General features: G+C 74.6%; 20 protein-coding genes and 1 pseudogene. 15 read left to right on the forward strand and 6 right to left on the reverse strand.

Going from position 1 to position 25,416, the window contains the following annotated elements; all coding sequences use genetic code 11:
- Positions 1 to 636: 636 nt before the first annotated feature.
- Complete coding sequence (locus tag BS72_RS33875) at positions 637 to 3,744, forward strand: betaine/proline/choline family ABC transporter ATP-binding protein (protein WP_198545845.1); 3,108 nt, start codon at positions 637 to 639, stop codon at positions 3,742 to 3,744.
- Positions 3,745 to 3,931: 187 nt separating this feature from the next.
- On the opposite strand, the gene BS72_RS10325 is transcribed toward BS72_RS33875, so the two are convergent.
- Positions 3,932 to 4,309 carry an ATP-binding protein gene (locus BS72_RS10325; protein ID WP_051950911.1) on the reverse strand — a complete coding sequence of 126 codons (378 nt, stop codon included), beginning with the start codon at positions 4,307 to 4,309 and terminating at the stop codon, positions 3,932 to 3,934.
- 672 nt (positions 4,310 to 4,981) lie between these two features.
- Between BS72_RS10325 and BS72_RS10330 the strand changes: the two genes are divergently transcribed.
- From BS72_RS10330 to BS72_RS10360, 7 genes are all read left to right on the forward strand, one after another.
- On the forward strand, positions 4,982 to 5,824 hold the full coding sequence (locus BS72_RS10330; RefSeq protein ID WP_037908829.1) for an STAS domain-containing protein: 843 nt from the start codon (positions 4,982 to 4,984) through the stop codon (positions 5,822 to 5,824).
- The gene (locus BS72_RS10335; protein WP_037908832.1) at positions 5,821 to 6,198 is read left to right on the forward strand and encodes an STAS domain-containing protein; all 378 of its coding nucleotides are present in this window, start codon (positions 5,821 to 5,823) and stop codon (positions 6,196 to 6,198) included. The genes BS72_RS10330 and BS72_RS10335 overlap by 4 nt, the downstream gene beginning before the upstream one ends.
- Positions 6,195 to 6,623: an anti-sigma regulatory factor gene (locus tag BS72_RS10340; RefSeq protein ID WP_037908834.1), complete on the forward strand. Its 429-nt coding sequence runs from the start codon at positions 6,195 to 6,197 to the stop codon at positions 6,621 to 6,623. The genes BS72_RS10335 and BS72_RS10340 overlap by 4 nt, the downstream gene beginning before the upstream one ends.
- Positions 6,620 to 7,660 carry an ATP-binding SpoIIE family protein phosphatase gene (locus tag BS72_RS10345; protein ID WP_037909958.1) on the forward strand — a complete coding sequence of 347 codons (1,041 nt, stop codon included), beginning with the start codon at positions 6,620 to 6,622 and terminating at the stop codon, positions 7,658 to 7,660. The genes BS72_RS10340 and BS72_RS10345 overlap by 4 nt, the downstream gene beginning before the upstream one ends.
- 19 nt (positions 7,661 to 7,679) lie before the next feature.
- On the forward strand, positions 7,680 to 9,836 hold the full coding sequence (locus tag BS72_RS10350) for an ATP-binding response regulator (RefSeq protein ID WP_063836021.1): 2,157 nt from the start codon (positions 7,680 to 7,682) through the stop codon (positions 9,834 to 9,836).
- Positions 9,833 to 11,449, forward strand: coding sequence for a fused response regulator/phosphatase (locus tag BS72_RS10355; RefSeq protein ID WP_037908837.1), 1,617 nt, complete (start codon positions 9,833 to 9,835; stop codon positions 11,447 to 11,449). Before BS72_RS10350 ends, BS72_RS10355 begins: the two co-directional genes overlap by 4 nt.
- 159 nt (positions 11,450 to 11,608) lie before the next feature.
- On the forward strand, positions 11,609 to 11,794 hold the full coding sequence (locus tag BS72_RS10360; protein WP_037908839.1) for a hypothetical protein: 186 nt from the start codon (positions 11,609 to 11,611) through the stop codon (positions 11,792 to 11,794).
- A 108-nt stretch (positions 11,795 to 11,902) separates the two neighbouring features.
- On the opposite strand, the gene BS72_RS10365 is transcribed toward BS72_RS10360, so the two are convergent.
- Both BS72_RS10365 and BS72_RS10370 read right to left on the reverse strand, forming a co-directional pair.
- Positions 11,903 to 12,715 (reverse strand): DUF1206 domain-containing protein, encoded by an 813-nt coding sequence (locus BS72_RS10365; protein WP_037908841.1) that lies wholly within the window; start codon positions 12,713 to 12,715, stop codon positions 11,903 to 11,905.
- Positions 12,716 to 12,879: 164 nt separating this feature from the next.
- Complete coding sequence (locus tag BS72_RS10370; protein WP_037908843.1) at positions 12,880 to 13,722, reverse strand: hypothetical protein; 843 nt, start codon at positions 13,720 to 13,722, stop codon at positions 12,880 to 12,882.
- Positions 13,723 to 13,950: 228 nt separating this feature from the next.
- On the opposite strand from BS72_RS10370, the gene BS72_RS10375 reads away from it, so the two are divergent.
- A complete protein-coding gene (locus BS72_RS10375; protein ID WP_037908846.1) occupies positions 13,951 to 14,214 on the forward strand; it encodes a GlsB/YeaQ/YmgE family stress response membrane protein in 264 nt (87 codons plus the stop codon).
- A gap of 279 nt (positions 14,215 to 14,493) precedes the next feature.
- Positions 14,494 to 14,874 (forward strand): hypothetical protein, encoded by a 381-nt coding sequence (locus BS72_RS10380; RefSeq protein WP_037908848.1) that lies wholly within the window; start codon positions 14,494 to 14,496, stop codon positions 14,872 to 14,874.
- Positions 14,875 to 14,961: 87 nt separating this feature from the next.
- On the opposite strand, the gene BS72_RS10385 is transcribed toward BS72_RS10380, so the two are convergent.
- Complete coding sequence (locus tag BS72_RS10385) at positions 14,962 to 16,416, reverse strand: MFS transporter (protein ID WP_037908851.1); 1,455 nt, start codon at positions 16,414 to 16,416, stop codon at positions 14,962 to 14,964.
- An 86-nt stretch (positions 16,417 to 16,502) separates the two neighbouring features.
- Between BS72_RS10385 and BS72_RS10390 the strand changes: the two genes are divergently transcribed.
- Positions 16,503 to 16,997, forward strand: coding sequence for a MarR family winged helix-turn-helix transcriptional regulator (locus BS72_RS10390; RefSeq protein WP_051951020.1), 495 nt, complete (start codon positions 16,503 to 16,505; stop codon positions 16,995 to 16,997).
- 39 nt (positions 16,998 to 17,036) lie between these two features.
- On the opposite strand, the gene BS72_RS10395 is transcribed toward BS72_RS10390, so the two are convergent.
- Positions 17,037 to 17,399 (reverse strand): ArsR/SmtB family transcription factor, encoded by a 363-nt coding sequence (locus BS72_RS10395; RefSeq protein WP_037908854.1) that lies wholly within the window; start codon positions 17,397 to 17,399, stop codon positions 17,037 to 17,039.
- A gap of 847 nt (positions 17,400 to 18,246) precedes the next feature.
- On the opposite strand from BS72_RS10395, the gene BS72_RS10400 reads away from it, so the two are divergent.
- The gene (locus tag BS72_RS10400) at positions 18,247 to 18,672 is read left to right on the forward strand and encodes a hypothetical protein (protein ID WP_037908856.1); all 426 of its coding nucleotides are present in this window, start codon (positions 18,247 to 18,249) and stop codon (positions 18,670 to 18,672) included.
- Positions 18,673 to 18,695: 23 nt separating this feature from the next.
- Positions 18,696 to 20,057, forward strand: a complete 1,362-nt coding sequence (locus tag BS72_RS10405; protein WP_322942187.1) for an LCP family protein — start codon at positions 18,696 to 18,698, stop codon at positions 20,055 to 20,057.
- A gap of 215 nt (positions 20,058 to 20,272) precedes the next feature.
- Here BS72_RS10405 and BS72_RS10410 read toward each other — a convergent pair whose 3' ends face one another.
- Positions 20,273 to 20,545, reverse strand: coding sequence for a GlsB/YeaQ/YmgE family stress response membrane protein (locus BS72_RS10410; protein WP_037908857.1), 273 nt, complete (start codon positions 20,543 to 20,545; stop codon positions 20,273 to 20,275).
- A gap of 302 nt (positions 20,546 to 20,847) precedes the next feature.
- On the opposite strand from BS72_RS10410, the pseudogene BS72_RS38035 reads away from it, so the two are divergent.
- Positions 20,848 to 22,940: pseudogene (locus BS72_RS38035) on the forward strand (glycoside hydrolase family 15 protein).
- Between the two features lie 218 nt (positions 22,941 to 23,158).
- Entirely contained in the window at positions 23,159 to 25,384 is a 2,226-nt protein-coding gene (locus tag BS72_RS39165) for a SpoIIE family protein phosphatase (RefSeq protein ID WP_051950912.1), read from the forward strand.
- Positions 25,385 to 25,416: the final 32 nt, after the last annotated feature.

The raw sequence follows: 25,416 nt of genomic DNA on the forward strand, positions 1-25,416 counted from the left end.
GGGAACGGCAAGGGGACCCCTTGGACCACGGGAACGAGGCCCGCCGCACGGCAGAGGTGCCGGCGGATCGGACGGGAACTCCCGCTGTGCCGCTGACTCGGTGCGGCACGCGGTGACCGGCCGCCACGCGCCCTACGGTGTCAGCGCGTGCTGGGACGACCGGGCATACCTCAGCTCCTCCGCTCGCTCGCTGCCCGCACCCTAGCCCTCCGCACAGTGCCGTTCCAGAGAGAAAGCGGAGAAAAGGGAGGAAACGGGTCACGTCGGGCATGCGTAGAGGTCGGGTCGGGGGCGGGCGCGCGGCGGTGTGCGCCGTTCCTCACCTTCCTCACCTTCGTCCGGTCGGCGGACGTCGCGTCCCGTTGGTATATGTTCGACGGGTCGAGCGGCGCCGGGAGACCTTCTCCCGACCTGCACAGTGCAACGGTCCGCGTACAGAGCGCGGCGGTGTCGCCGACCAGTGCGCGCGTGAAGTGCCTGTATCCGGAGGCCCCAGTGTGATCCGGCTCACGGAATCGCCGTGATTTTGTTTGGCCAGTGCAAGGGTTCGGGTACGCGCGCCGCGACCACTACATCCCTGACAGCAGTGCGGTCACGTGGAGTCGACAGGGAGTGACCGAGCATCGGAAGGCAGTTGTGTCGAAGCTTGCAGTGGAGCACGTGTACAAGGTCTTCGGACGGAGACCAAAGGAGGGTGTCCGCCGTCTGCGGCAGGGCGCCGACCGCGCCCAGCTGCGTGCCGAGGGCACGACGGCAGCCGTCATCGACGCCTCCTTCGAGGTGGCCCCCGGCGAGATCTTCGTGGTGATGGGCCTGTCCGGTTCGGGCAAGTCCACCCTGCTGCGCACCCTGAACGGGCTCAGCGGACCCACCACGGGGCGGGTCCTCTTCGACGGGCAGGACCTGGCGGGCCTGTCCGGCAAGGCGCTGCGCGACCTGCGCGCCCGCCGGATCAGCATGGTCTTCCAGCACTTCGCGCTCTTCCCGCACCGCAGCGTGCTGGAGAACGCCGGCTACGGCCTGGAGGTCCAGGGCCGGCCCCGCGAGGAGCGCGAGCGGCGGGCGGCCGAGGCGCTGGAGCTGGTCGGCCTGGCCGGCTGGGAGAAGTCCTGGCCGGACGAGCTGTCCGGCGGCATGCAGCAGCGCGTCGGGCTGGCCCGGGCGCTGGCCACCGACGCCGACCTGCTCCTGATGGACGAGTCCTTCTCCGCGCTGGACCCGCTGATCCGCCGCGACATGCAGGACCAGCTGCTGGAGCTGCAGCGCCGGCTGCGCAAGACGATCGTCTTCATCACCCACGACCTGAACGAGGCCATGCGGCTCGGCGACCGGATCGCCGTCATGCGCGACGGCCGGATCGTCCAGGTCGGCACCGCCGAGGACATCCTGGTCGAGCCGGCCAACGACTACGTCGCCAGCTTCGTCCAGGACGTGGACCGCTCCCGGGTGCTCACCGCGGCCTCGATCATGCAGGAGCCGAGCGTCACCGTGGAGCCCGGCGACGAGGCCACGGACGCCATCCGGGCGCTGCGCACCGACCACGTCCCGGCCGCCTTCGTGCTCTCGCCGGACCACCGGCTGGTCGGCCACGTCACCGAGGAGCAGGCCGCGGAGGCGTTCTCCGCCGACCACGGCCAGGTCCGGGACGTGATGCGGACCGACTCCGCCACCGCCCAGGCCGACACCCCGCTGGCCGAACTGCTCACCCCGGCCGCCCGCTCCGAGGTCCCCCTCGCGGTGGTCGACGAGCAGGGTCGCCTCACCGGCGTGATCCCGCGCGGCACCCTGCTCGCGGCTCTCGGCGAGCATCCGGAGACGGTCGTCGCCGGACCGCGGCCGGTCGCGGACGCGGAGCCCGACGCGGCCCCGCCACCCCGGGAGCCGCCGTGCCGGCCGACGGGGCCCGCAGGAAGGAGGTCAGTGGTGCCTAGGATCCACCTCGGCAACTGGGCCGAAGACGTCGTCAACTGGCTCACCCAGCACGTGTCGTGGCTCTTCGACGCGATCTCCGCCGTCGTCAACCACCTCTACGACGCGGTGGAGTGGGTCCTCGGCGGCCCCTCGCCGCTGCTCATGGCGGCCATCCTCGCCGTCGTCGCGTTCTGGCTGCGCGGTCTGACCGCGGGCGTGCTGTCGTTCGTCGGCTTCGCGCTGGTGGACTCGCTCGCCCTGTGGGACCAGGCGATGCAGTCGCTGTCGCTGGTCGTCGTCTCCGGCGCGGTCGCACTCGTCTTCGCCATACCACTGGGCGTGTGGGCGGCCAGGAGCAGGACGGCCGGCACCGTGGTGCGCCCGGTCCTCGACGTCATGCAGACACTGCCGGCGTTCGTCTACCTGATCCCGGCGATCATCTTCTTCAGCCTGGGCACCGTCCCGGCGGTCATCGCCACCATCGTCTTCGCCATGCCGGTCGGCGTGCGCATGACCGAGCTCGGTATCCGCCAGGTCGACGCGGAACTGGTCGAGGCGGCCGACGCGTTCGGCACCTCGCCGGCCAGGACGCTGCTGCGCGTGCAGCTGCCGCTGGCGCTGCCCACCATCATGGCCGGCGTCAACCAGGTGATCATGCTCGCGCTGTCCATGGTCGTCATCGGCGGCATGGTCGGCGCCGAGGGGCTGGGCTCCACCGTGTTCGGCGCCATCAGCCAGGTCGACATCGGCCTCGGCTTCGAGGGCGGCGTCTCCGTCGTCGTCCTGGCCATCTACCTCGACCGGATGACCGGCGCCCTCGGCGACCAGGTCTCCCCGCTCGGCCGCCGGGCGCTGGCCCGGATGCGCTCCGGCCTGCACGGCACGGCCGTCCTGCGGTACCGGCCGCGCCCCGCCGTCGGCCTGTCCTGCGTCGTCGTCCTGGCCCTCGCGGCCGCCGGAACCGGCGTGTTCACGGACTCCGGCTCGGACTCCGGCTCCGGCGCCGGGACGACCGCCGCCACCGACGTGGGCAAGGGCCGGACGGTCAACCTCGGCGCGTTCAACTGGGACGAGTCGGTGGCGACCGCCAACCTCTGGCAGGCGGTGCTGAGCGACCGCGGCTACAAGGCGAACGTCAAGACGTACGACCCGGGTGCGGCGTTCACGGGGCTGTCCTCCGGTTCGCTGGACTACATCACGGACGCCTGGCTGCCCACCACGCACGCGTCGTACATGAGGCAGTACGGCAAGGACTACACCGACCTGGGCTCCTGGTACGACCAGACGTCCCTGGAGGTGGCGGTGCCGTCGTACGTCAAGGGCGTGAAGACGATGGCGGACCTGAAGGGGAAGAGCGCGGAGTTCGGCGGGCGGATCGTCGGGATCGAGCCGGGCGCCGGTGAGACGAAGCTGCTCCAGTCGACGGTCCTGCCCGGTTACGGGCTGGACAAGGAGTACAAGCTGGTCAACAGCTCGACGGCGGCGATGCTGGCGGAGCTGAAGCGCGACTACGCGGCGAAGAAGCCGGTGGCCGTGGTGCTGTGGTCGCCGCACTGGGCGTACAGCACGTACCACCTGACCAAGCTGGCCGACCCGAAGGGGCTCTGGGGCAAGGGCGACTCGATCCACGACCTGGCGAACAAGGGGAGTGCGGGCAAACTGCCGCAGGTGAGTTCGTGGATGAGGAACTTCCACCTGACCGACGCCCAACTCGGCTCCCTGGAGGCCGACATCCAGAAGGCCGGCGAGGGCAACGCCGCGGACGGTGTCCACGCGTGGCTGAAGCAGAACCCTGGCTTCGAGGACACGATGGCGCCCGTCGCGGCAGGCTGACGCCAACCGGCCACCGGTCACGTATCGCCGGCCGGCCGTCGCCGGCGGGTGGCGCGCGCCCGGCGTCCCGGAACCCTCGCGTACCGGGACGCCGGTCGCCGTCGCACGCCGGGCGCCCGGCGCGCAGCGGACGCCGGTCGCGGTCACGGCGCGCCGTGTTCGCCGTGCTCGTTCCGTCCGCCGGCCGCTACGCCAGCGGCAGGACGACGACGATCCGCTTGCCGCCCACCGGCAGCACCTCCACCTCCACCGAGGAGGCCAGCCGTTCGATGATGGGCCACCCGAAGCCGCCCGGCTTCTCCGGGTCCGCGCCCAGGGTGCGGCGGGCCACCGGCCGGGCGGCGCTGGCGTCGTTGACCTGGAGCCGCAGCCCCGAACCGTCGGGTGTGACCGCCGCCTCGAACGCCACCAGTCCGCCGCCGTGCCGCAGCGCGTTGCTCACCAGCTCGGCGACGACGAGCCCGGCGTCCGCTCTGAGCCGTTCGAGGTCGCCGGGCACCCCGTCCAGCAGCCGCATCACCGCCCGACGGGCCTCCGCGGCGAGCTGGAGGTCGTGGCTGCCCACGGGGCCGGCACCTGGCGGGAACGGTTGTTCGGACATGCGGTGGCCTCAAGACGTGGTGGCTGGCGTACGGTTCGGTTCGGTCGGGCGGGGCTCGCCGTTGCCACGCTCATGCCCTCGGCTGCCCCCGGCGACCCGTTGGTACACAGAGTGCGCCGGAACGGACGGGCGCGCGCCCGGGCTCACCGCGTGGGCCCGAGCGCCGGCCTTGGCGCTGGGCCGTCCGAGGGGACCCGGTCGCGGGCCCGCCAGGGCGCCGAGGGCGGTCGCGGCGTCCGGCTCGAAGCAGGAGCAGGAGCAGGAGCAGGAGCAGGAGCAGGAGCGGAGGCGGCGGCGGTCGTCGTCATCGTCGCGTCGAGGGGACGGCGCACGCCCGCGCCGAGCGGGCGGGGCCGGCCTCCCGCTCAGCGCCCGCGGTTCCGGGGCTCTTCCCTACGGCCTGTCCCGCCGGTGTCCGGACAGCCTGTCCCGCCGGTGTCCGGCGCGCCGAGACCCCGTCGGCGCGGCGCCGTACGCGCACCGGGGCCGATGTGGCGTGAACGCGGCCTACCGGGGCAGGTCATCCTTGCCGCGGTCCCGCACCGACGGCCTTGGCCCGACTGTGACGGTACGTCATGACGTAGGGTGCGTGGCCAAGCGTTCGAAGCCAGGAGACATCGGCGAAGGGGTACTCGGATGGCGCACGACGGGGAGGCGGACCGGCTGGTCCGCCTGCTGACGGACGGCGAGCCGGAGTTCGTGGCGCGCTGGGTGCGCGGCGTCACCACGACGCTGGCCGGCCGGCTCACCCCCGCCGAGGTCCAGCAGGAGCTCGGCGACCTCTACACCGCCCTGCTCGCGGCGGTGCGCGAAGGCGGACTCGCCACCCGCTCGGAGCCCTACGGCGAGGTCCGCAGCATGCTGGCGGAGCTGTCGCGCAACCGGGCCCGGCAGGGCTTCAGCACCACCGAGACGGCCTCCGGGGTCCTCGCCCTCAAGGAGGTGCTGGAGCCGTCGCTGTCGGGGACCGAGGACCTCACGGCGTACCTCCAGTTCGCCCGGGTGCTGGACGACCTCGGCCTGTACACGGTCGAGGTGCACGCCAGGACCCGCGAGGAGATCATCTCCTCGCAGGCCGAGCAGCTGCTCGAACTGTCCACCCCGGTGGTCAAGCTGTGGGAGGGCGTCGTCGGTGTCCCGCTGGTCGGCACCCTGGACTCGGCCCGCACCCAGGTGGTGATGGAGAAGCTGCTCCAGTCGCTGCTGGACCTGAACGCCACCCACGCCATCGTCGACATCACCGGCGTGCCCGCCGTCGACACCCAGGTCGCCCAGCACCTGCTGAAGACCGTGGTGGCGGCCCGGATGATGGGCGCCCAGTGCATCATCTCCGGCATCCGCCCGCAGATAGCCCAGACCATCGTCGCCCTCGGCATCGAGTTCGGCGACATCACCACCAAGGCGACCCTGGCCGACGCCCTGCGCCACGCGCTGGAGAGCATCGAGCGCGGCCGGATCGAGATCGGCGGCCTGGTGTGACCGACCGCGTACCGGTCCTGAAGATCGGCGACGTGCTGCTGGTCTCCATCCAGATCGACCTGGAGGACCAGATGGTGATGGACCTCCAGGAGGACCTGTCGCAGCGGATCGTCGACACCGGCGCCCACGGCGTGGTGATCGACATCTCCGCGCTGGAGATCGTCGACTCCTTCGTCGGCCGCATGCTCGCCTCGATCGCCGCGATCTCCCGGGTGCTCGGCGCCGAGACGGTCGTGGTCGGGATGCGCCCGGCGGTCGCGATGACGCTGGTGGAGCTCGGGCTGTCGCTGGGCGGGGTGCGGACCGCCCTCAACCTGGAGCAGGGGATCGGGGAGCTGCGCCGCTCCCGGGGCGCAGGTCCGGTACGCCCGTGAACCCGACGTCGGAACCGCTTGAGGAGTCGTCGGCGGAGGAGTCCGCGATCGCCGGCAACGCCGACGTGGTCAGAGCCCGTCAGGCGGTGCGGGCCCTGGCCCAGCAGGCGGAGCTGTCGCTGGTCGACCAGACCAAGCTGGTCACCGCCGCCAGCGAACTGGCCCGCAACACCCTCAGCTACGGCGGCGGCGGGACGATGCGGGTGAGCATCGTCAGCCGGGGCGGCCGCCGCGGCGTCCGGGTCGCCTTCCGTGACGACGGCCCGGGCATCCCCGACCTGGAGCTCGCGCTGACGGACGGCTGGTCGTCCGGCCGCGGCATGGGCCTGGGGCTCAGCGGGGCCAAGCGGCTGGCGGACGAGTTCGAACTGGAGTCCGCGCCAGGCCGGGGCACGACCGTGGTCGTCGTCAAGTGGGCGCGATGACGGCCGGCCCGTCCACGGAGGCGGGCGAGGTGGTGTGGCTGCGGACCGACGAGGCGCTCGCCTCCGCGGGCCGGCGGCACGCCGCGCTGCTGGCCCGCCGGGTCGGGCTCGGCGCGGCCCGGGCCGGCGACCTCGCGCTCGCCGTCACCGAGGCGGCCACCAACCTCCAGCGGCACAGCACCGACGGGGCGCTGGCGCTGCGGGTGGCCGCCAGCGGCGGGCAGGCCGACGTCGAGGTGCTCTCCCTCGACAGCGGCCCCGGCATCACCGACCTCGGCGCCGCGCTGCGCGACGGCTCCTCCACCGCCGGCACCCTGGGCCTGGGGCTGGGCACCATACGACGGCTCGCCGACACCTTCGGCATCCACACCCTGCCGGGCCGCGGCACGGGGGTGTTCGCGCGCTTCCGCGGGCCCGCCGACCCGGCAGCGGAACGGTTCGCCGTCGAGGTCAGCGGGCTGACCAGGCCGATCGGCGGCGAGAGCAGCTGCGGCGACACCTGGGCGGCGCGTGAACAGCCGTCCGGGAACGGCTCGTCGGCGCTGCTGGTGATGGCGTGCGACGGCCTCGGCCACGGTCCACTGGCCGCCCGAGCCGCCGACGAGGCACGGCTGGCCTTCCGGGAGAGCCGGGCCGAGGACCCGGCGCGGGTGCTGGCCGACCTCCACACCCGGCTGCGCGGCACCCGCGGCGCCGCGATCGCCGTGGCCCGGGTCGACCCGGCCGCGCGGCGGGTCGCGCTGTGCGGCGCGGGCAACATCTCCGGCTTCGTGCTCGGCCCGGACACCCGGCAGCAACTGCCCTCCACCCCGGGCATCGTGGGCCACAACGTCGGCCGGCCGCGGACCCACGAGGCGGACCTGCCGCCCGGCACCGCCCTGGTGCTCCACTCGGACGGCCTGAGCGGCCGCTGGCAGGCCGGCGACTTCCCCGGCCTGCTCGGCCAGGAACCCGCCCTGATCGCCGGTCAGCTGCTGTGGCAGGCCGGGACCCGCCGGGACGACGCGGGCGTCGTCGTCGTCAAGGTGCCGTCATGACCGGCCGGACGGTGCCGCGATGACGCCCGCCCCCGCCCCCGGACCCGCCCCCGGCCCGGCCCCCGAGGGCGACCCGCTGTGCGTCCTGGCCCGGGCGCTGGGCGGCGAGCGCGACCTGCTGGCGCTGCGCCGGGACGTCCAGGTCGCCTGCCGCACGCTGGGCGTGTCCGAGGCCGGCACCGTCCGGTTGGCCACCGTGGTCAGCGAGGTCGGCCGGGACCTGCTCGCCGCGCCGGGGCTGACCGGCCGGCTGGAGCTCGGTGGGGTGGGGCGGCCCGAGGTGCTGGTCGAGTTCGGCTGGAGCTGCGGCGGAGGCGTGCGGCCCGGCGCCGGGGCCCTGGAGGCCGCCCACCGGCTGCTCCACCTGTGCCGGTGGGAGGAGGAACCGTTTCCCCGGGTCGTCCTGGGGCAGCAGATTCCGTGGGCGGAGACACCGCTGCGGGAGCGGGCGGCAGGGGCACGGGCAGAGTTGAGGGGACTGAGCGGCGTCAGTATGGGCGAGGAGTTGCGCAGCCAGAACCACGACCTGCTCGACGCCCTCCAGCAGGCCCGGGCGCACCAGGAGGAGCTCCAGCGGCTCAACGAGGAGCTGGAGAAGACCAACCAGGGCGTCATGGCCCTGTACGCGGAGCTGTCCGACGAGCTGGAGACCACCAACAGCGGCGTGGTGGCCCTGCACGCCGAGCTGGAGGAGAAGTCCCGGCAGCTCAGTCTGCTCAACGAGGCCAAGACCAGGTTCTGGGCCAACGTCAGCCACGAACTGCGCTCCCCGGTCAACGGCGTGATCGGCCTCACCCGGCTGCTGCTGGCACCGGAGGCCGACCCGCTCAGCGAGGAGCAGCGGCAGCAGATCGGCATGATCGCCTCCTCCGCCAGCACCATGCTGGCCCTGGTCGAGGAGCTGCTCGACGTCGCCAAGGCCGAGTCCGGCCGGCTGGAGCCCGAACTCGTCCCCGTGGACCTGCGGATGCTCCTGCACCAGCTGCGCGGCACCCTCGGCGGCACCGCCCGGCCCGGCGTGGCCCTCGTCATCCCCGACGTGCCCGACGCGCCCGATGTCCCCGACGCCGTCGGCGGCTCGGGCGACGGCGCCCCGCAGCCGTTCACCACCGACGAGGTGATGCTCACCCGGGTGCTGCGCAACGTGCTGTCCAACAGCCTGAAGTTCACCGAGCAGGGGGAGGTCCGGCTCACCGTGGAGCGGCAGCGGCGCGACGGCCGCGCCTGGTACGCGTTCACCGTCGCCGACACCGGAGTCGGCATCCCCGCCGAGGAGCAGAGCCGCGTCTTCGAGGAGTTCTACCAGGTGCGCGGCCCGCACCAGCGAGCCCGCTCCGGCACCGGCCTCGGCCTGCCCTACGCCCGGCGGCTGACCGAACTCCTCGGCGGGCGGCTGGCGCTGTCCAGCGCCCCGGGCGCCGGCACCGAGGTGACGGTCGAGATCCCGGCCGGCCCCGCCGCCGGAGCCGGCCCGGTCGGCGACCGGCCCGCCCGGTACGAGGGCGGCGGCGGGACCCGCGGCGGGGACGCCGGACCGCGCCTTGACTCCTTGGTCGTCGTCGACGACGACCCGGTCTTCCTGGCGTCCATGCGGCCGGTCCTCGACCGGCTGGCCCGGTCCGTCACCGAGGTCACCGACAGCGCCCGGGCCGTGGCCGTCATCCGCCGGCGCCGGCCCGAGGCCGTCCTGCTGGACCTCGGGATGCCGGCACCCGACGGCTACCAGGTGCTGGGGACGCTCTCCCGCGACGCCGCGCTGGCCCGGATACCCGTGGTGGTCCTCACCGCGGGCGACCGCTCCGAGCTGGACGCCTCGCGGCTCGGACACGCGCAGGCCGTACTGGGCAAGACCCACCTGTCCGCGGACCGGCTCGCCGACGTCCTCGCCCCGGCACTGGGCGGCGGACGACGACCCCCGCGGCCGGAGGAGCGCCACCCGGCGGACCAGAGCCGGTCGGACCAGAGCCGGTCGGACCGGAGTCCCGGCGAACGCCACCCGGCCGACCGAGGCCCGGCGGGGCAGCACCCCGCCGACCACGGCGGGCCGGACGGCGAAGGTGCCGGCGGCTCCTCGAACGGCGGCGCCTCGAACGGTGGCTCCACGGACGGCGGCTCCACGGATCGCGGCCCCACCGGCGCGGGTCCTGCCGGCGGCGGGGACACGGCGCAGGCATGACACGGGACCCGCTCACCGACGGGGCACCGGCCCTGGTGCTCATCGTCGACGACAACCCCACCAACCGCTACGTCCTGGGCACCTACCTGCGCCGAGCCGGACACGAGGTGGTCGAGGCCGAGGACGGCGCGAGCGCGATCGCGCTGCTCCGGGAGGCGCCGCGGCTGCCCGAGGCCGCCGTCGTCGACGTACGGCTGCCCGACATGACCGGGTTCGACGTGTGCGAGGCCGTCAAGGCCGAACGGCGTACCGCCGGACTGCCCGTCATCCAGGTCTCCGCCTCCGCGATCAGCGTGACCGACCGCGCCCAGGGCCTCAACCGGGGCGCCGACGCCTACCTCACCGAGCCCGTCGCGCCCGACGAGCTGCTCGCCACCGTGGCCGCCGCGCTCCGCTACGCCCGGGCCCGGCAGCGGGCCGAGACGCTGGCCGAGCGGTTGAGCGAACTCAACCGCGCCACCGTCGACTTCTACCGCGCCGAGGACGCCGCCGAACTGGCCGCCCGTACCGTCCTGGGCGCCACCCGCATCTACCGCACCGCCGCCGCCGTGGTGGTCCGCACCCCCGAGGACCGGCCGATCCAGGTGGACGGCGCCGCGGACGGCGGCACCGCGGTGGGCGCCGAGCCACCCGAGCGGTTCGTACGGGAGTTCCTGCGGCCCCGCTCCCCGGCCGCGGCCGCCGTCCGGCTGGAGGTGGTGCCGGCCGGGCGGCTGGCCGTCCCGGGCCTGCCCGCCGGCGCGTCCGGGCAGCTGGCCGTGGCCTCGGCCCAGGCCAAGGGCGCCGGCTCCGCCGCCTGCGTCGTGCTGCCGTACGACGCGCTCGACGCCGACGAGGAGGTCCTCACCCAACTCGTCCACGCCTGCGCGCTCTCCCTGGAGGCGCTGCGCTCCTACCGCAGGGAGCACGCCCTCGCACTGACCCTCCAGAGCACCTTCCTCCCGGTCTCGCTGCCCTCCACCCCGCTCGCCGAACTGGCCGTGCGCTACCTGCCGGCCAGCCGGACGGCGGAGATCGGCGGCGACTTCTACGAGGCCCTGACCGTCCGCGACGGCCTGCTGCTGGCCGTCGGCGATGTCGCCGGGCACTCGCTGGACGCCGCCGTGGTCATGGGCGAGCTGCGGCACGCGCTGCGCGCCTACGCCCTGGAGGGCCACGGCCCGGTCGAGATCCTCACCCTGCTCGACCACCTCCTGCAGCAGGTCGACGCCTCCGTCGGCGCGACCCTGTGCGTGGTCCTGGTGGAGGCGGGTGCCGACGGCGGCGCGGGCGGCGGTGCGGTGCGCGTCGCCAACGCCGGCCACCTGCCGCCGGTGCTGCGGGACCCGGACGGCGGTACCCGCTTCGTCACCGGCCACGGCCCGATGCTCGGTCTGGGCCTGCCGCACCCGCCCGCCACGCGGGTTCCGGTGAGCCCCGGGACGCAGCTGGTGATGGTGACCGACGGCCTCGTCGAGCGGCGCGGCACCGACCTCGACGAGGCGATGGAGCGCATGGCGCGGGTGCTGGCGGACGGCCCCCAGGACGTCGAGGGGGTCTGCGAGCTGCTGCTCGCCCACTTCCCGCCCGACGGCGGCGACGACATCGCGCTCATGGCCGCCCGCCTCTCCTGACCAGCGCGACCGCTCCTCCCGCGACCGGCCGGTCCGCCGAACAGCGGTGCGTCAAACGCGAGTTCACGGGAAGCCGCGAGGTGAGGGCGCCGAACGCGCCCGACCGGAGCGCCGGTACCGGCCGGTGTCCCTCCGGCCACCAACCGGGAGGCATTCGCCATGTTCGCCGCCGTGGGCGCCGTCGTCCTCGCCATCGCCTATCTCCTCAACGCCACGAGTACGCACACCGACGCGGCGTTCACGCCGTTCAGCCTGCTGATCGCCGGCGTGTTCCTCGTCGCCCTGCACCTGGCCGGCTTCGGCGCCGGCTGGTCCACCTCCGGCAGACGCCGCGGGCGCCGCTGAGTACGGAACGCCCCGTGGGGGCAACGGAATCCACGTCCGTTGCCCCCGCGGGGCTTTCCCTTCGTCCGCGCGGCCGCCGATCTGCCGGCAAGCGGTGGACGGGGCGGTTCACAGCCTGCGCCAGCGCGCCGAGGCGAAGGAGAACACGCCGAACAGGGCCAGCCCGGCGGCCACCGCGACCAGCAGCCACGGCCCCGCCGGGGTGTGCGCGAAGGCCCGCAGCGTGTCGTCCATCCCCTTGGCCCGGTGCGGGTCGAAGCGGACCGCCGCGACCACCACGAAGACGCCCGCCCCCGCGTACACCGCGCCCCGCGCGGCCCCGCCGCAGGCACCCGCCACGGTGACCGCCATCCGGGTGCGCCGACCCATCCGCGCCGTCTCCAGCTTCTTCAGGAACGTCCGGCGCACGGCGCGCACCGCGACCGCCAGGCCCGCCGCGCACAACCCCACCCCGGCGGCGCCGGCCAGCCAGCGGCCCGCGGGCAGCTTCAGCACGGTGGCCGTCCAGTCCTTCGACTGCTGGTCGCTGCCCGAACCGCCGCCGACGCCGGCCGCGTACGTCGCGGTGCCCCAGCACACCACGGCGTAGAAGACCGCCCGGGCCGCGCCCGCCGCGCGCTTGCCGGCCCCCTCGCCGCCGGCCGCGGCCTGCGCCCCGCGCCACAGTGCCATGCCCGCCAGACCCACTGCCAGCAGCCACAACAGGAAGGTGCCGAAGGGCTGTTGGCCGATCTGCCGGAGTGCGCCCTGGCGGTCCGCCGCCCTGTCGCCGTCGCCGAAGGCGATCCGTGCCGCGAGGAAGCCGACGAGCAGGTAGATCACGCCCCGCGCGGTGAAGCCGGCCCGGCCGGCGGGCCCGAGCAGGTCCCGCAGCGGTCCCGCAGCCTGGGAGGTGCCCCGTTTGTACGTGTGTGTCGACATCTGCCGCCTCGCGGTTCTCCGTGGTCGTGCCGGGTTCGTCTGGTGCTCGTGGCGGTCATGGTGCTTGTGGTACTCGTGGCCGTCGTCCGCGTCGTCCGCGTCGTCCGCGTCGTCCGCGCCGGGCCGCTCACCCGGGGGGTGTTCCGCCCGTACGCCGTCGGGCCTCAGCTGTTCCGGACCGACAGCGAGCCCGAGGTGACGGTGAGGGCCACGCGGTGCGCGGAGGCGGCGTCGCGCTCGACGGCCACCTGGACGCTCGCCGAGGACGCGGCCGTGGTGACCGCGTACCCGCCGCGCGCGGGCGGCAGCAGCAGCGCGACGGAGGCCGAGACGGCGTGCAGGTCGAGGTCCGCGGGCGCGGCGGCGAAGCCGAGGTCGGCGCTCCCGGAGGCCACCGTCACGGCCGCGTGCGCCGGGTGCAGCCCGGACATGGTGAGCCGCACCGAGGCGGCGTCGACGCTGAGGTCGCCGCCGAGGCCGGTCAGCGCCGTCTCGCCGGAGGTCTGGCGCAGCCGCAGCCCCGTGCTGGCCGGCACCGTCAGGTCGAGGTCGCCCGCGCACGGCTGCCCGGTGCCGGCCGCGTCCTCGCAGCGGAGGGTGAGCGCCTCGCCGCCGGAGGCCGGGTCCCGTGCCACGGTGCCGCGAAGGGCGGCGAACTCCCCGTCCTGGCGACGGAATCCACCGGACACCGTGCGGGCGTCCGGGTCCGCCGTCACCTGGACGCGGCCCGACACCCCGTCGAGTACGACCAGTCCGGCGGCCTGGGCCCGGAAGTCCCCGGCGCCGGCCGCCGGTCGAGCGAGCTGCCGGCCGGTACCGCCGTCCCCGCCGGAGCCGGAGCCGGAACGTGCGACGTGCACGAGGGCCAGCGCCAGGACGAGCGCCCCGGCCAGTACCCCGGCCACCAGCGCGGGCCGCGTCCGGCGGCGGCCCGGCCCGATCGGCGGCGGGGGAGCGGGCGCGGCGGGCGGGTGGGTCGGCTGCGGCGGCACCTCTGCGTCGTCCATACCCGCCGCCTGCCCGCGCCCGGCTCCGTCACGCCTGAGGCCGTTCCCGTCAGCAATGGCGGAGGCCGCTACTGCCGCGGCCGCCCAGCTTCTCCGCGCATGCGAGTCGCACGGGTGTTCGCAACCAACCCCGGAACGCGGCATGTTCCGGGTTGTGCCGGGCAACCGACTGGTTGAGGGCCCCCGTTGGCGGGACCTTCGACGGAGACCCCGACGAAGCGAGGCATCATGACCATCCTGTGGGCAATCATCGCCGGTCTGGTGATCGGTCTGCTGGCGCGACTCGTGCTGCCCGGGCGGCAGCCGATCCCGCTGTGGGCGACGATCGTCATCGGCATCATCGGCGGCCTGATCGGCAACGGCCTGGCCGGGGCGTTCAACGTGGCCGACACCAGCGGTGTCGACTGGATACGGCACGGCCTCCAGGTCGGTGCGGCAGCGGTCCTCATCGCGCTGGTCACGCCGCTGTGGACCGGCCGGCGCAGGGTGTGACCCGGGCCCGGGCACGCCTTCCGACCCGGCCCCCGCATCACCGCGCGGCGCCGCCGTGCCGGCCCGACCGCCGGTGCGACGGCGCCGTGCCGCGTTCGGGGGCGCCGTGCCGGGTTCGGCGCGCGGTGGCGGGCGAGGGAACGCGGTGGCGGGCGAGTGTACGAGGGGGCCGTCCCGACCGGCACGGACGGCAGGGACCGCATACGCTGGTGCCCGGCCCGGGCACGCGTCCGGACCCGCCGGAGCACGGTCCTCGGGGGGCGACAGGAGGTTGGTGCGGTGCGGAGTGGAATGCTGCGGGCCGTGGGCGCGGCCACAGCCGTCTACGGGTTCGCGGTGGCGGCCCGGCCGGCCGTGCTGGCGCGCCCCGCGGGGCTGGTGACGCCGGACGGCGGCGTGGCCGAGGACACCCGGTTGGCGCTGCTGCCACTCGGCTGGCGGGACGCGGCGAGCGGTCTGGCCATGGTCGTCGCCCCCGACGGCGCGGCGCTGCGGACGGCGGCGCTGCTGCGGATCGCGGCCGACCTCGGGGACGCCGTCCTGCTCGGCCGGCGGCTGCGGACCACGTCCCGCCGGTACGTGACCATCGCCGTCTCCGTGGGCTGGGCCACGCTGTCCGTGGCCGCCCTGGTCGCCCCCGAACGCCCGCCCGCGGACTGAACGCGCGCGGGCCGCGGGCCCATTCGTACGGAAGGCCGCGGGCCCCGCCGTACGGACGGCGGGCCCGCGACCCCTGCGTACCGCCGCTCAGGCGCCCGCCTGGGCCTGCTCCGTGCTGGGTGACGGTGCCTTCGGCCGGACCGGACGGCCGGCCGGAATGGCCAGCGTGACCAGCGCGGCCACCAGCGCGGCGCCGCCCGCGATGACGAACGCCGTGTGGAAGGCGCCCTCGGACGGCACCGGCTGCCCGCCGAACGTCCGGGTCATGTGGGCGGTCACCACCCCGATCACCGCGCTGGACGAGGAGGTGCCGATGGAGCGCATGAGCGTGTTGAGGCCGTTGGCGGCGGCGGTGTCCGCGACCGGGACCGCGCCCATGATGAGCGAGGGCATCGCGGCGTAGGCCAGGCCGATGCCGGCGCTGGTGACGGCCGAGAAGACCAGCACCCCCCATGTCCAGCCCATCAGCGGCAGTGCCACCAGGTAGCCGGCGCAGATCACCACGGACCCGGCGCACAGCGAGACCTTCGGCCCGTACGCCGCCGACAGCCGGGCGCCGAGCGGCGAGACCGCCATCATCGCCAGGCCGGACGGCACCAGCCACAGGCCGGCGCTCGTCAGCGACTGGCCCAGGCCGTAGCCGGTCGCCTTCGGCAGCTCCAGCAGCTGCGGGGCGACCAGCGACGAGGCGTACATCGCGAAGCCGACCACCACCGAGGCGAGGTTGGTCAGCAGCACCTGCGGTCGGGCCGTGGTGCGCAGGTCGACCAGCGGCGAGCGGGACCGCAGCTCCCACCACCCCCACACCAGCAGCAGCACGACGGCCGCGCCGAACAGCCCCAGGGTGGTGCCGGAGGCCCAGCCCCAGTCGCCGCCCTTGGAGACCGGCAGCAGCAGGCAGACCAGGGCGGCCCCCAACCCGACCGCGCCGACCGCGTCGAACCGCCCGGCGGCGCTGGGCCGCGGCGCCGGCACGACCGTCAGCAGCAGCACGGTGACCACCAGCCCGAGGCCGGCGGACGCCCAGAACAGCACGTGCCAGTCGGCGTGCTGCGCGATCACGGCGGACAGCGGCAGCCCGAAGGCGCCGCCCACGCCGAGCGACGAACTCATCAACGCGATGGCGCCGCCCAGGCGTTCGGGCGGCAGCACGTCCCGCATGATGCTGATGCCCAGCGGGATCACCCCCGCGCCCATGCCCTGGAGGGTGCGGCCGACCACCATCGGGCCCAGCGAACTGGTCAGCGCGCAGAGCACCGAGCCGACCACCAGCAGCAGGGTGCTGGCCACCAGGACGTGCCGCTTGCCGAACAGGTCGCCCAGGCGGCCGGCGACGGGCGTGGCCACGGCGGCGGCCAGCAGGGTGGAGGTGATCGCCCAGGAGGCGTTGGCGGTGCCCGTGTGGAGCAGGGCGGGCAGGTCCGGGATGAGCGGGATGACCAGGGTCTGCATCAGCGAGACCGTGATGCCCGCGCCGGCCAGGACGCCGACCACGGCGCCGGCGCGCGGCGGGGCTGCCGCGAGTGTCACGAGGAGCTCCATGGGGCTGGGCGGACGAGCCGCGAATGTGGGCCATACATAAGGTGTGCATGATACACATCGAATCGCCGGGCGCTAGGCTGATGGCGATGAGCGAGACGGAGAAGCAGCAGGTCGCACGGCCCGAGATCGTCGAGCTTGAGCAGGAGCTCATGCTCGTCGGCCGGCACAGCGTGCTGAGGGGCCAGAGCGCCGCCTCGCCGGAGCCGGAGGCGCACCTGGAGCGCTCGGCGTACATCCTGCTCAGCCGGATCGAGGTCGACGGGCCGCAGTCGATCGGCCAGCTCGCCGAGGCGTTCGGCCTGGACACCTCGACGGTCAACCGGCAGACCGCCGCGATGCTCCGCTCCGGGCTCGCCGAGCGCATCTCCGACCCCGAAGGCGGCCTGGCCCGCAAGCTGCGGATCACCCCCGAGGGTGCCCGGCGGATGCGCGCCTACCGCGCCTGGGTGGTCACCGGCCTCTCCGACCTGCTCTCCGACTGGAACCGCCACGACGTCTCGGCGTTCAGCGGCTACCTCGCCCGGTTCAACTCCGCGATCGAGGGCCGCGAAGGCCGCCCCTGGCCCCGCCCGGCCGGCTGACCCGGCCCCCGCGCCACGCGGCCGCCCCGGCGTGATGGGTCAGGTGCCGACCCCGACCCGGCCCGCCGTCGCGGCGGATGCGGGCGCGGCCTGCTCGGCGAGCTGGGCGAGCATCACCCGCACCACCGTCACCACCGCCGGATCGTCCACCAGGTAGACCTGGCGCCGGCCCTCGCGCCGGCAGCGCACCAGCCCCGCCAGCTTGAGCTTGGCCAGGTGCTGGCTGACCGCCGGCAGCGAGGCGCCGACCCGCTCCGCGAGGCCGGTCACGTCGCGGTCGCCCTGGGAGAGCAGCCAGACGAGGTGCAGCCGCAGCGGCGAGGCCAGCAGGCCGAACGCCGCCGCCGCGCTGCGCAGGCCGTCCTGGCTGGGGGCGCCGGGCCGCGCGGCTCCACTGCTCACGTCAACCTCCCTGGCCCGCGGGCGTCTTGGCCATCCCGTCCGCTTCCGCGGTCCTGATCCGGTCCGGTGCGGGTCCCAGGGTACCCACAGAGGGAGGGCGGCCGGCCGTTCTCCGGTCGCGCGTCGCGGGTTCGGCGTGCGGGGCCGCGCCACGGCGGGCCGGCGGGCGGGCCGCGGTCGGGGGCCTCGCAGGCGGACCTGGGCGCCCAGGGGAGAAGACGACAGGGCGAATGGCCCTCATGGGGAATGCGCCTGACAAGCCGCACGTGTGCGCGAGGGGTCCGCGGGGAGTGGCCGTATACAAAGGACTCCGCCTGTCGGGGCGAACGGAGCCGCCGCACGGGAGTTCCACGGAGTTCCGTGCGGATCGGCCGGGAGATTGCGGAGGTCCGGAAGTCGGCGGGCAGGTCCACCACCGCGGGCAGCTGTTCTGTGCCCCCGCTGTGAGGACGACGGGTTTTTCCGCTCGCGGCTGCGAAAACGCAGGTGGAACCGGCGATCGGGGCTGATGTCAGGGGGTCGCCGGGGCGTGTTCGGCGAGGCGCTCCCCGGGGCGGGAGAACACCTTCGCCGCAGTCTCCGCCAGGCGGTCGGCGGAGAGCGGGCGTTGTGACTCGGGACACCCGGATTCCTTCATGAGAGGTTTGTTAAACCGGGAACCAGGAAGCGGGCGAGGTCGTCTATCCGGGTGCCGTCTGATAGATGTAGCGGCTTACCAATGCTCCCCGGGGGATGCGGAGCGATGACCTATGCTTGCCGCATTGCGCAAGTGTGAAATCAGGGTGGAGTCGATCCTTCACCCGCGGTGACCGGCTGCCGCGCCGGCCGCCCGTCGAGGGAGTGGGAGATGAGCGACCCCTGGGGAGGCCGGGGCGGCGGGCAGCCGCACGGCCAGGCGCCCTACGGCCGCCCGCCGGTACCGCCCGGGCCGCGCAGCGGCTCCCATGACGACTTCGGAGCGCCGGCGGGCCCACCCGCCGACGGCTGGCGCGCCGCCGCCGAACCGGACGGCGACGTCTTCGAGGGCTTCGACGGCTACGGCGACCACCGCGGCCTCGACGGCACCGGCTTCCGTGACGGCGGTCACGACCGCGCCGGGCACGCCGACGGTGACGCGGGCGGCTCCGGTGCGGACGCGGACAGCCCGTCCGGTTCCGGCCGCGGGACCCGCCCACCGGCGGCCGGGCCGCGGCCCGCGCGGCCGCCCGCGGCGGCGGCCACGGTCGGCGGCGCGGCGGCTCCCGGCGCGCCCGCAGGCCGCGCCGCTTCCTGAAGATCGCCGGCATCTGCGTCTCCGTGCTGCTGCTGGTCACCGCCGGCGGCGGCTACTGGCTCTACCACCACCTCAACGGCAACCTCACCTCCGTCTCCATCACCGACGGCACCGGGAAGAACGCGGCCGGCACGGAGAAGGCGGACGCCTTCGGCCGTACCCCGATCAACATCCTGGTGATGGGCAGCGACGGGCGCACCAGCGCCGCGGACTGCAAGCTCGGCGGCGGCTGCTCCACGACCGGTGTGCAGACCGGCCAGAACGCCGACGTGGAGATGGTCCTGCACATATCCGCCGACCGCTCCAACGCGACGGTGATGAGCATCCCGCGCGACACGATCACCCAGGTGCCCGAGTGCACCAACCCCAAGACCGGCACCCACACCGGCGGTTACGAGGGCATGATCAACAGCGCCCTCGCCTACGGGCAGGCCTGCCAGGTCGCCACCGTGCACAAGCTGACCGGGATACCCATCGACCACTTCATCCAGGTCGACTTCTCCGGCGTGGTGGACATGTCCGACGCCGTCGGCGGCGTGTCGGTGTGCGTGGACGCCGACGTCTACGACACCTACTCCCACCTGAAGCTCTCCAAGGGCACCCACACCCTCAAGGGCGACGGCGCCCTGGAGTTCCTGCGCTCCCGGCACGGCTTCGGCGACGGCAGCGACCTCGGCCGCACCTACTCCCAGCACATCTTCCTCAGCTCGCTGATGCGCAAGTTCAAGAGCGCCGGCACCCTGACCAACCCGAAGGCCCTGTTCGACCTCGCCAACGCCGCCACGAAGGCGCTCACCGTCGACACCAAGCTCGGCAGCGTCGACAAGCTGATCGGCCTGGCGAAGGACATCAACAAGGTGCCGGCCGACCGCATGACGTTCACCACCATGCAGACCGGCACCGACGCCGCGGACAAGAACCGGGTCATCCCGGCCGCCTCGGCCCAGACGCTCTTCGACACCATCGCCAACGACCAGTCGCTGACCACCGCCTCGGGCGGCAAGTCCGCGGCCGCGAAGGCCACCGCCTCGCCGACCGCCAGCTCGGTGCCGGCCGGGCAGATCGCCGTCCAGGTCGAGAACGGCACCGCCACCCAGATCCCCGGCCGCGCCGGCGCGGTCGCGACGGCCCTGGTCGGCAAGGGCTTCACCCAGGCGGCCACCAGCGGCGACGCCCCGGCCACCGAGTCCACCACCCTCACCTACGGCCCCGGTCAGAAGGCGGAGGCACAGGAGGTGGCGAGCGCGCTGGGCCTGTCCGCCACGCACCTGAAGCAGGGCACCGCCGCCGGGCTGACCCTGGTGGTCGGCTCCGACTGGACCTCCGGCACCGTCTTCCCCGGCGGCACCGGCAAGGCGGCCCGGCCGACACCAAGGCCGCCCTGAACGACGCGCACGCGCAGACCGCGCAGACCAACTCCTGCGCGAAGGTCAGCACCTTCGACACCGTCGAGATCAACGGCGTGTCGATGACGCCCACACAGGCCTACCTGGACTCCCCGAAGCGGCCGGACTCCGACTCCTGACCCGCCCCGCGGCGGCCCCCGGCGGCACCTCCGCCGCCGGGGCCGCCGCCGTCCGCGGGCCGGGAGCGGCACCGGTCAGCGCCGGGCGCGCGAGTCGCCGAAGAACACGCGGTAGAGGACGAGCAGCACCAGGGAGCCGCCGACGGCCGCCAGCCACGTCTTCGGGTCGTAGAAGTGGTGCCCCACCGGACGGTGCAGGAAGTGGGCGGAGATCCAGCCGCCCACGAAGGCGCCCACGACGCCGATGACCGTGGTGCCGAGCACCCCTCCGGGGTCGCGGCCGGGCAGCAGCAGCTTCGCGATGGCGCCGGCCAGCAGGCCCAGGATGATCCAGCCGAGGAAGCCCATGAATCCGTCCTGCCTTCTTCTCATGTGAACCGATTTGTCGTACGTGCTTGTTGTCTGAGACGCCCCTACCCGCGAGGCCGTTGCACTCACCCATTCCGATCGCCCCTGAGCTGTCCCTGACCGGACCCCGACCGGACCCTGACCGGAACCCCGACCCCGCCTGGGCGGGCAGGCGGCGGGCCGGGCGCGCGCCGGGCGGGAGAACCCGTCCGGCGGACCGGCGCTCGCCCGTCCGCGTGGCAGTGCCCCGCCCCGCCCCGCCGTCCGCCCAGGCGGGCCGCCGGCCGTGGTACGCAGGGCCTGTGCACAGTGACCCGGACGGCGAGCGGCCGGCGGCGGCCGGAGCGGAGCCGGCGGACGACCGGACGAGCGGGCCGGCGCCGAGCCCGCCGTACCTGCCGATCGCCGAGCACGGCGTGATCGGCGACCTGCGGACCGCCGCCCTGGTCGGCACCGACGCGCGGATCGACTGGTTCTGCGCGCCCCGCTTCGACTCGCCCAGCGTCTTCGGGGCGCTGCTCGACTCCGAGCGCGGCGGCGTGTGGACGGTCGAGCCGGACTGCGCGGTGGCCTCGCGCCGCCAGTTCTACTTCCCGGACACCAACATCCTCATCACCCGCGTGCTCACCGGTGAGGGCATGGTCGAGGTGCAGGACTTCATGCCGGTGCTCCGGGAGCGTGACACCCGGCACCGGCAGCGGCTGGTCCGCCGGGTGGTGAGCGTGCGCGGCGGGATGCGGCTCGTCACGAGGATCGCGCCGCGGCTGGACTACGGGCGGGCCGTCCACCGCGTCGAGCGGGTCGCCGACGGGGTGCGGTTCGTCTCCGACCACCTGACCCTGCGGCTCGCAGCCGGCACCGCGCTCACCGTCGACGGCCCGGACGCCACAGCCGGGTTCTCGCTCGCGGAGGGCGAGGCGGTGCTCTTCGTCCTGGAGGTCGAGGGCGCGGGCGGCGGTGCCGCCGCCGTGCCGTCCGCCGGCCGGGACGGCCGGACCTCCGCGACCGCGACGGAGCCCGCCCCCGCGGCGGGCCCGCGGGCCGAGCCGCCACCGGAACGGACACCACCGGAACGGGCGGCACGGGGACGGGCGGCACGGGGACGGACGACACGCCCATCGACGTCGGCCTGCCGGCGCGGACCAGCGTGCCCGAGCAGCAGCCGGACGCGGAGGAGCTGTTCCAGGCGACCGTCCGCTTCTGGCGAGGCTGGCTCGCCAAGTCCCGCTACAGCGGACGGTGGCGGGAGATGGTCCACCGCTCCGCGCTCACCCTGAAGCTGCTCACCCACGAGCCGAGCGGGGCGATCGTCGCCGCGCCGACCCTCGGCCTGCCCGAGCACCTCGGCGGCGAGCGCAACTGGGACTACCGCTACGTGTGGATCCGGGACGCCGCCTTCTCCCTCTACGCGCTGCTCAGCCTCGGCTTCACCGAGGAGGCGGCCGGCTTCATGGGCTGGCTGACCCGCTGCCTGGGGCAGGTGTCCTGCACCGGGGACGGCGCGCCGCTGCGGGTGCTGTACTCGATCGACGGCCACGCCGACCTGCCCGAGACCGTGCTCGACCACTGGGAGGGCTACCGCGGCTCCCGCCCGGTGCGCGCCGGGAACGCGGCCGCCGACCAGCTCCAGCTGGACATCTACGGCGAACTCATCGACTCCGTCTACCTGTTCAACAAGTACGGGCCGGGCATCTCCGCGGACACCTGGCACGACCTGTGCGACATCCTGGACTGGCTGCTCGACCACTGGGACCGCCCCGACGAGAGCATCTGGGAGACCCGGGCCGGCCAGCGGGACCACACGTACTCGCGGCTGATGTGCTGGGTGGCGATCGAGCGGATGATCCGCATGGCGCTGCAGCGCGGCCTGCCCGGGGACGTCCCCCGCTGGGGGCAGGCACGGGACCGGATCTACCACCAGATCATGGAGCGCGGCTGGCACGAGGGGATCGGCAGCTTCGTCCAGCGGCTGTCGGAGGAGCCGGGCAGCCCGCCCGAGCCGGCCCTGGACGCGGCGCTCCTGCTGCTGCCGATGGTGAAGTTCCTCTCGCCCGCCGACCCCCGCTTCCACTCCACCCTGGAGGCGATCCGCGAGTCCCTGGTCGCCGACTCGCTGGTCTTCCGCTACGACCCGCGGCTCGCCCCCGACGGGCTGGAGAGCTCCGAGGGCACCTTCTCCATCTGCTCCTTCTGGTGGGTGGAGGCGCTGACCCGCACCGGCCGGATCGACCAGGCGCGGCTGGCGCTGGAGAAGATGTTCACCTACGCCAACCACGTCGGCCAGTACGCCGAGCAGATCGCCCTGACCGGCGAGCACCTCGGCAACTTCCCCCAGGCCTTCACCCACCTCGCCCTGATCAGCGCGGCCATCAACCTCGACCGCGCCCTCGGCTGAGCCCTTCCCGGGGCCCCGCCGCCGGGCCCCGTGGCCGCCCCGCCCCTGTCGCCAGGCCTCGGAGCGGCCCGCTTCCGGACGTCCCAGGGGGCGGGCCCCGGCGGGCGGGCGCAGAATGGATGCGGACGAGAGGCGCTGAACGGAACAAGTCGCACGAAGATGCGACTCAGTGGGCGTAGTGCGCGGCAGGCGTGCGCTGACCGAGGGGAGCGCAGGCGATGGCCGGATTCGGCGGGGCGCCGGAGCGCTCCGCGGCGCCCGCCGACCGGACGACCGGCGTGGCCACGGCCGGGCCGGCGGTGGGCCCCGCGGCGGCCGTCGTCGACTCCCGGGGGACCGTCATCGGCTGGACCCCCTCGGCCGAGCGGACCTTCGGCTACACCGCGGCCGACGTGGTCGGACGGTCCGCCGCGCTGCTACTGGCCGGGCGCGACCCGGACGGGCAGCTGGCCCGCTGGGTGGAGCGGCCCGCGGCCGCGCGCAGCCCCTGGTCGGCCGCGGTCCTGGTGCGCCTCCGCGACGGCACGACGACCCGGATGACCGTCGAGGCGGTGCCGCTGGCCGGCGAGCCGCGCGACCACTGGTTCGTCACGGCGATCGACCCCTCGGGTCTGGCGGCGTGGCCGCCGCGGCACGCGCCGGTCGCCGCGACCCTGCTCTCCCGCGCCCCGCTCGGGCTGTCCGTGTGGGACCCCGAACTGCGCTGCATCTGGGTGAACCCCCGCGCCGCCGCCCAGGACGTGCGGCTGCGCCGCCCCCGGCTGGGCCAGCACATCACGGACATCGCGCGGGGGCGCGAGGGGCGGGCCGTGGCCGCCGCCATGCGCGCGGTGCTGGAGACCGGGGAGCCGGTGATCGAGCGCGAGTACACCTGGCGGGTACCCGGTGAGGACGAGGACCGGGTCCTGTCGGCGACCTACTTCCGGGTGGACGGGCCCGACGGGCGCCCGATCGGCGTCTGCAACATGGCCACCGACATCGACAAGTCCCTCGCCCGCCAGCACCTGCTGGCGCTCAGCGAGGTCGGCAACCGGATCGGCACCAGCCTGGACGTCACCCGGACGGCCCAGGAACTCGCCGACGCGGCCGTTCCCCTGCTGGCCGACTTCGTCACCGTCGACCTCGGCGAGGCCGTGCTGCTGGGGGAGGAGCCGCCGCTGGGCCGGCCGCGCTCCCCGGCCGCCCGTTCCCCGGTGATCCGCCGGGTCGGCCTGGCCTCCGTCCAGGAGGGGGTGCCCGAGGCGGCCTGGCAGGTGGGCGACGAGATCTACGTACCGCCGTCGTCCCCGTTCAGCCGGGCCCTGGAGTCCGGGCGGTCCCACTTCGAGCCCGTCATGGACACCTCGCCGGGCACCTGGGTGGACCAGGACCCGCGCCGGGCCGACCTGCTGGCCGAGCACGGCATGCACTCGATGATCATCGTCCCGCTCAAGGCCCGCGGCATGATCCTCGGCCAGTCCGTCCTCACCCGCGGCCGCGACCGGGTGCCGTTCTCCCGCGACGACCTGCTGCTGATCGAGGAGTTCGCCGGGCGCGCCGCCCTCAGCCTGGACAACGCCCGCCGCTACACCCGGGAGCGGGCCGCCGCCGTCGCCCTCCAGCGCAACCTGCTGCCCCGCGACCTGTCCGGCGGCGCGGGCGCCGAGCTGGCCTTCCGCTACCTGCCAGCCGACGTGCACGAGGGTGTCGGGGGCGACTGGTTCGACGCGGTGCTGCTGCCCGCCGGGCGGGTCGGCCTGGTGGTGGGGGACGTGGTCGGGCACGGCATCGACGCGGCGGCCCTGATGGGGCAGCTGCGGACCGTCATGGCCACGCTCGCCGACCTGGACCTGCCCCCGGAGACGGTACTGGCCCGGCTCGACCGGCGGGTCGTCCTCATGGCCGGGCAGGACGGCCTGGGTGAGGGCGAGGAAACCGGCCCGGACCCGGACGGGAACGGCGGCGGCACGGCCGTCGGGGCCGGGCCGGTGATGAGCTGCACCTGCGTGTACGCGGTGTACGACCCGGTCAGCCGCCGCTGCACGATCGCGTCCGCCGGGCACCCGCCGCCGATCGTGCTGCGTCCGGACGGCCGGGCCGAGGTGATGGAGGTGCCGCCCGGGCCGCCGATCGGCCTGGGCACCATGGCGTACGAGTCGGCCAGCTTCGAGCTGCCCGAGGGCAGCGTGATCGCCCTCTACACCGACGGCCTGGTCGAGACCCGCACCGCCGACCTCGACGTGGGGCTCGGCCGGCTCAAGGACGCGCTCTCCGCGGGCGCTCCCACGTTGGAGGAACTCGCGTCGCGCGTGGTCACGGCCATGGGCCCGCACGTGTGGCGGCGCACCGCCGAGGGGCCCGGCGGCGCCACCTCTGCCCGTTCCGCGGAGGACGACATCGCGCTGCTGCTGGCCCGCACCCGGGTGCTCACCGCCGAGCAGGCCGAGGCCCAGCGGCGGCGGTGACGGCGCCTGCTGTGTCCGGCGGCGGTGCCCGG

Origin of the sequence: Actinacidiphila yeochonensis CN732, from assembly GCF_000745345.1 — a bacterium.
Classification (GTDB): Bacteria; Actinomycetota; Actinomycetes; order Streptomycetales; family Streptomycetaceae; genus Actinacidiphila; species Actinacidiphila yeochonensis.

Coding starts and splice junctions, on each gene's coding strand:
- BS72_RS10370 (WP_037908843.1), bottom strand. CDS start 13,722: ATGGACGACGCAGAGGTGCCGCCGCAGCCGACCCACCCGCCCGCCGCG.
- BS72_RS10365 (WP_037908841.1), bottom strand. CDS start 12,715: ATGTCGACACACACGTACAAACGGGGCACCTCCCAGGCTGCGGGACCG.
- BS72_RS10390 (WP_051951020.1), top strand. CDS start 16,503: ATGAGCGAGACGGAGAAGCAGCAGGTCGCACGGCCCGAGATCGTCGAG.
- BS72_RS10410 (WP_037908857.1), bottom strand. CDS start 20,545: ATGGGCTTCCTCGGCTGGATCATCCTGGGCCTGCTGGCCGGCGCCATC.
- BS72_RS10355 (WP_037908837.1), top strand. CDS start 9,833: ATGACACGGGACCCGCTCACCGACGGGGCACCGGCCCTGGTGCTCATC.
- BS72_RS10360 (WP_037908839.1), top strand. CDS start 11,609: ATGTTCGCCGCCGTGGGCGCCGTCGTCCTCGCCATCGCCTATCTCCTC.
- BS72_RS10345 (WP_037909958.1), top strand. CDS start 6,620: ATGACGGCCGGCCCGTCCACGGAGGCGGGCGAGGTGGTGTGGCTGCGG.
- BS72_RS10375 (WP_037908846.1), top strand. CDS start 13,951: ATGACCATCCTGTGGGCAATCATCGCCGGTCTGGTGATCGGTCTGCTG.
- BS72_RS10385 (WP_037908851.1), bottom strand. CDS start 16,416: ATGGAGCTCCTCGTGACACTCGCGGCAGCCCCGCCGCGCGCCGGCGCC.
- BS72_RS10330 (WP_037908829.1), top strand. CDS start 4,982: ATGGCGCACGACGGGGAGGCGGACCGGCTGGTCCGCCTGCTGACGGAC.
- BS72_RS39165 (WP_051950912.1), top strand. CDS start 23,159: ATGGCCGGATTCGGCGGGGCGCCGGAGCGCTCCGCGGCGCCCGCCGAC.
- BS72_RS10350 (WP_063836021.1), top strand. CDS start 7,680: ATGACGCCCGCCCCCGCCCCCGGACCCGCCCCCGGCCCGGCCCCCGAG.
- BS72_RS10400 (WP_037908856.1), top strand. CDS start 18,247: ATGAGCGACCCCTGGGGAGGCCGGGGCGGCGGGCAGCCGCACGGCCAG.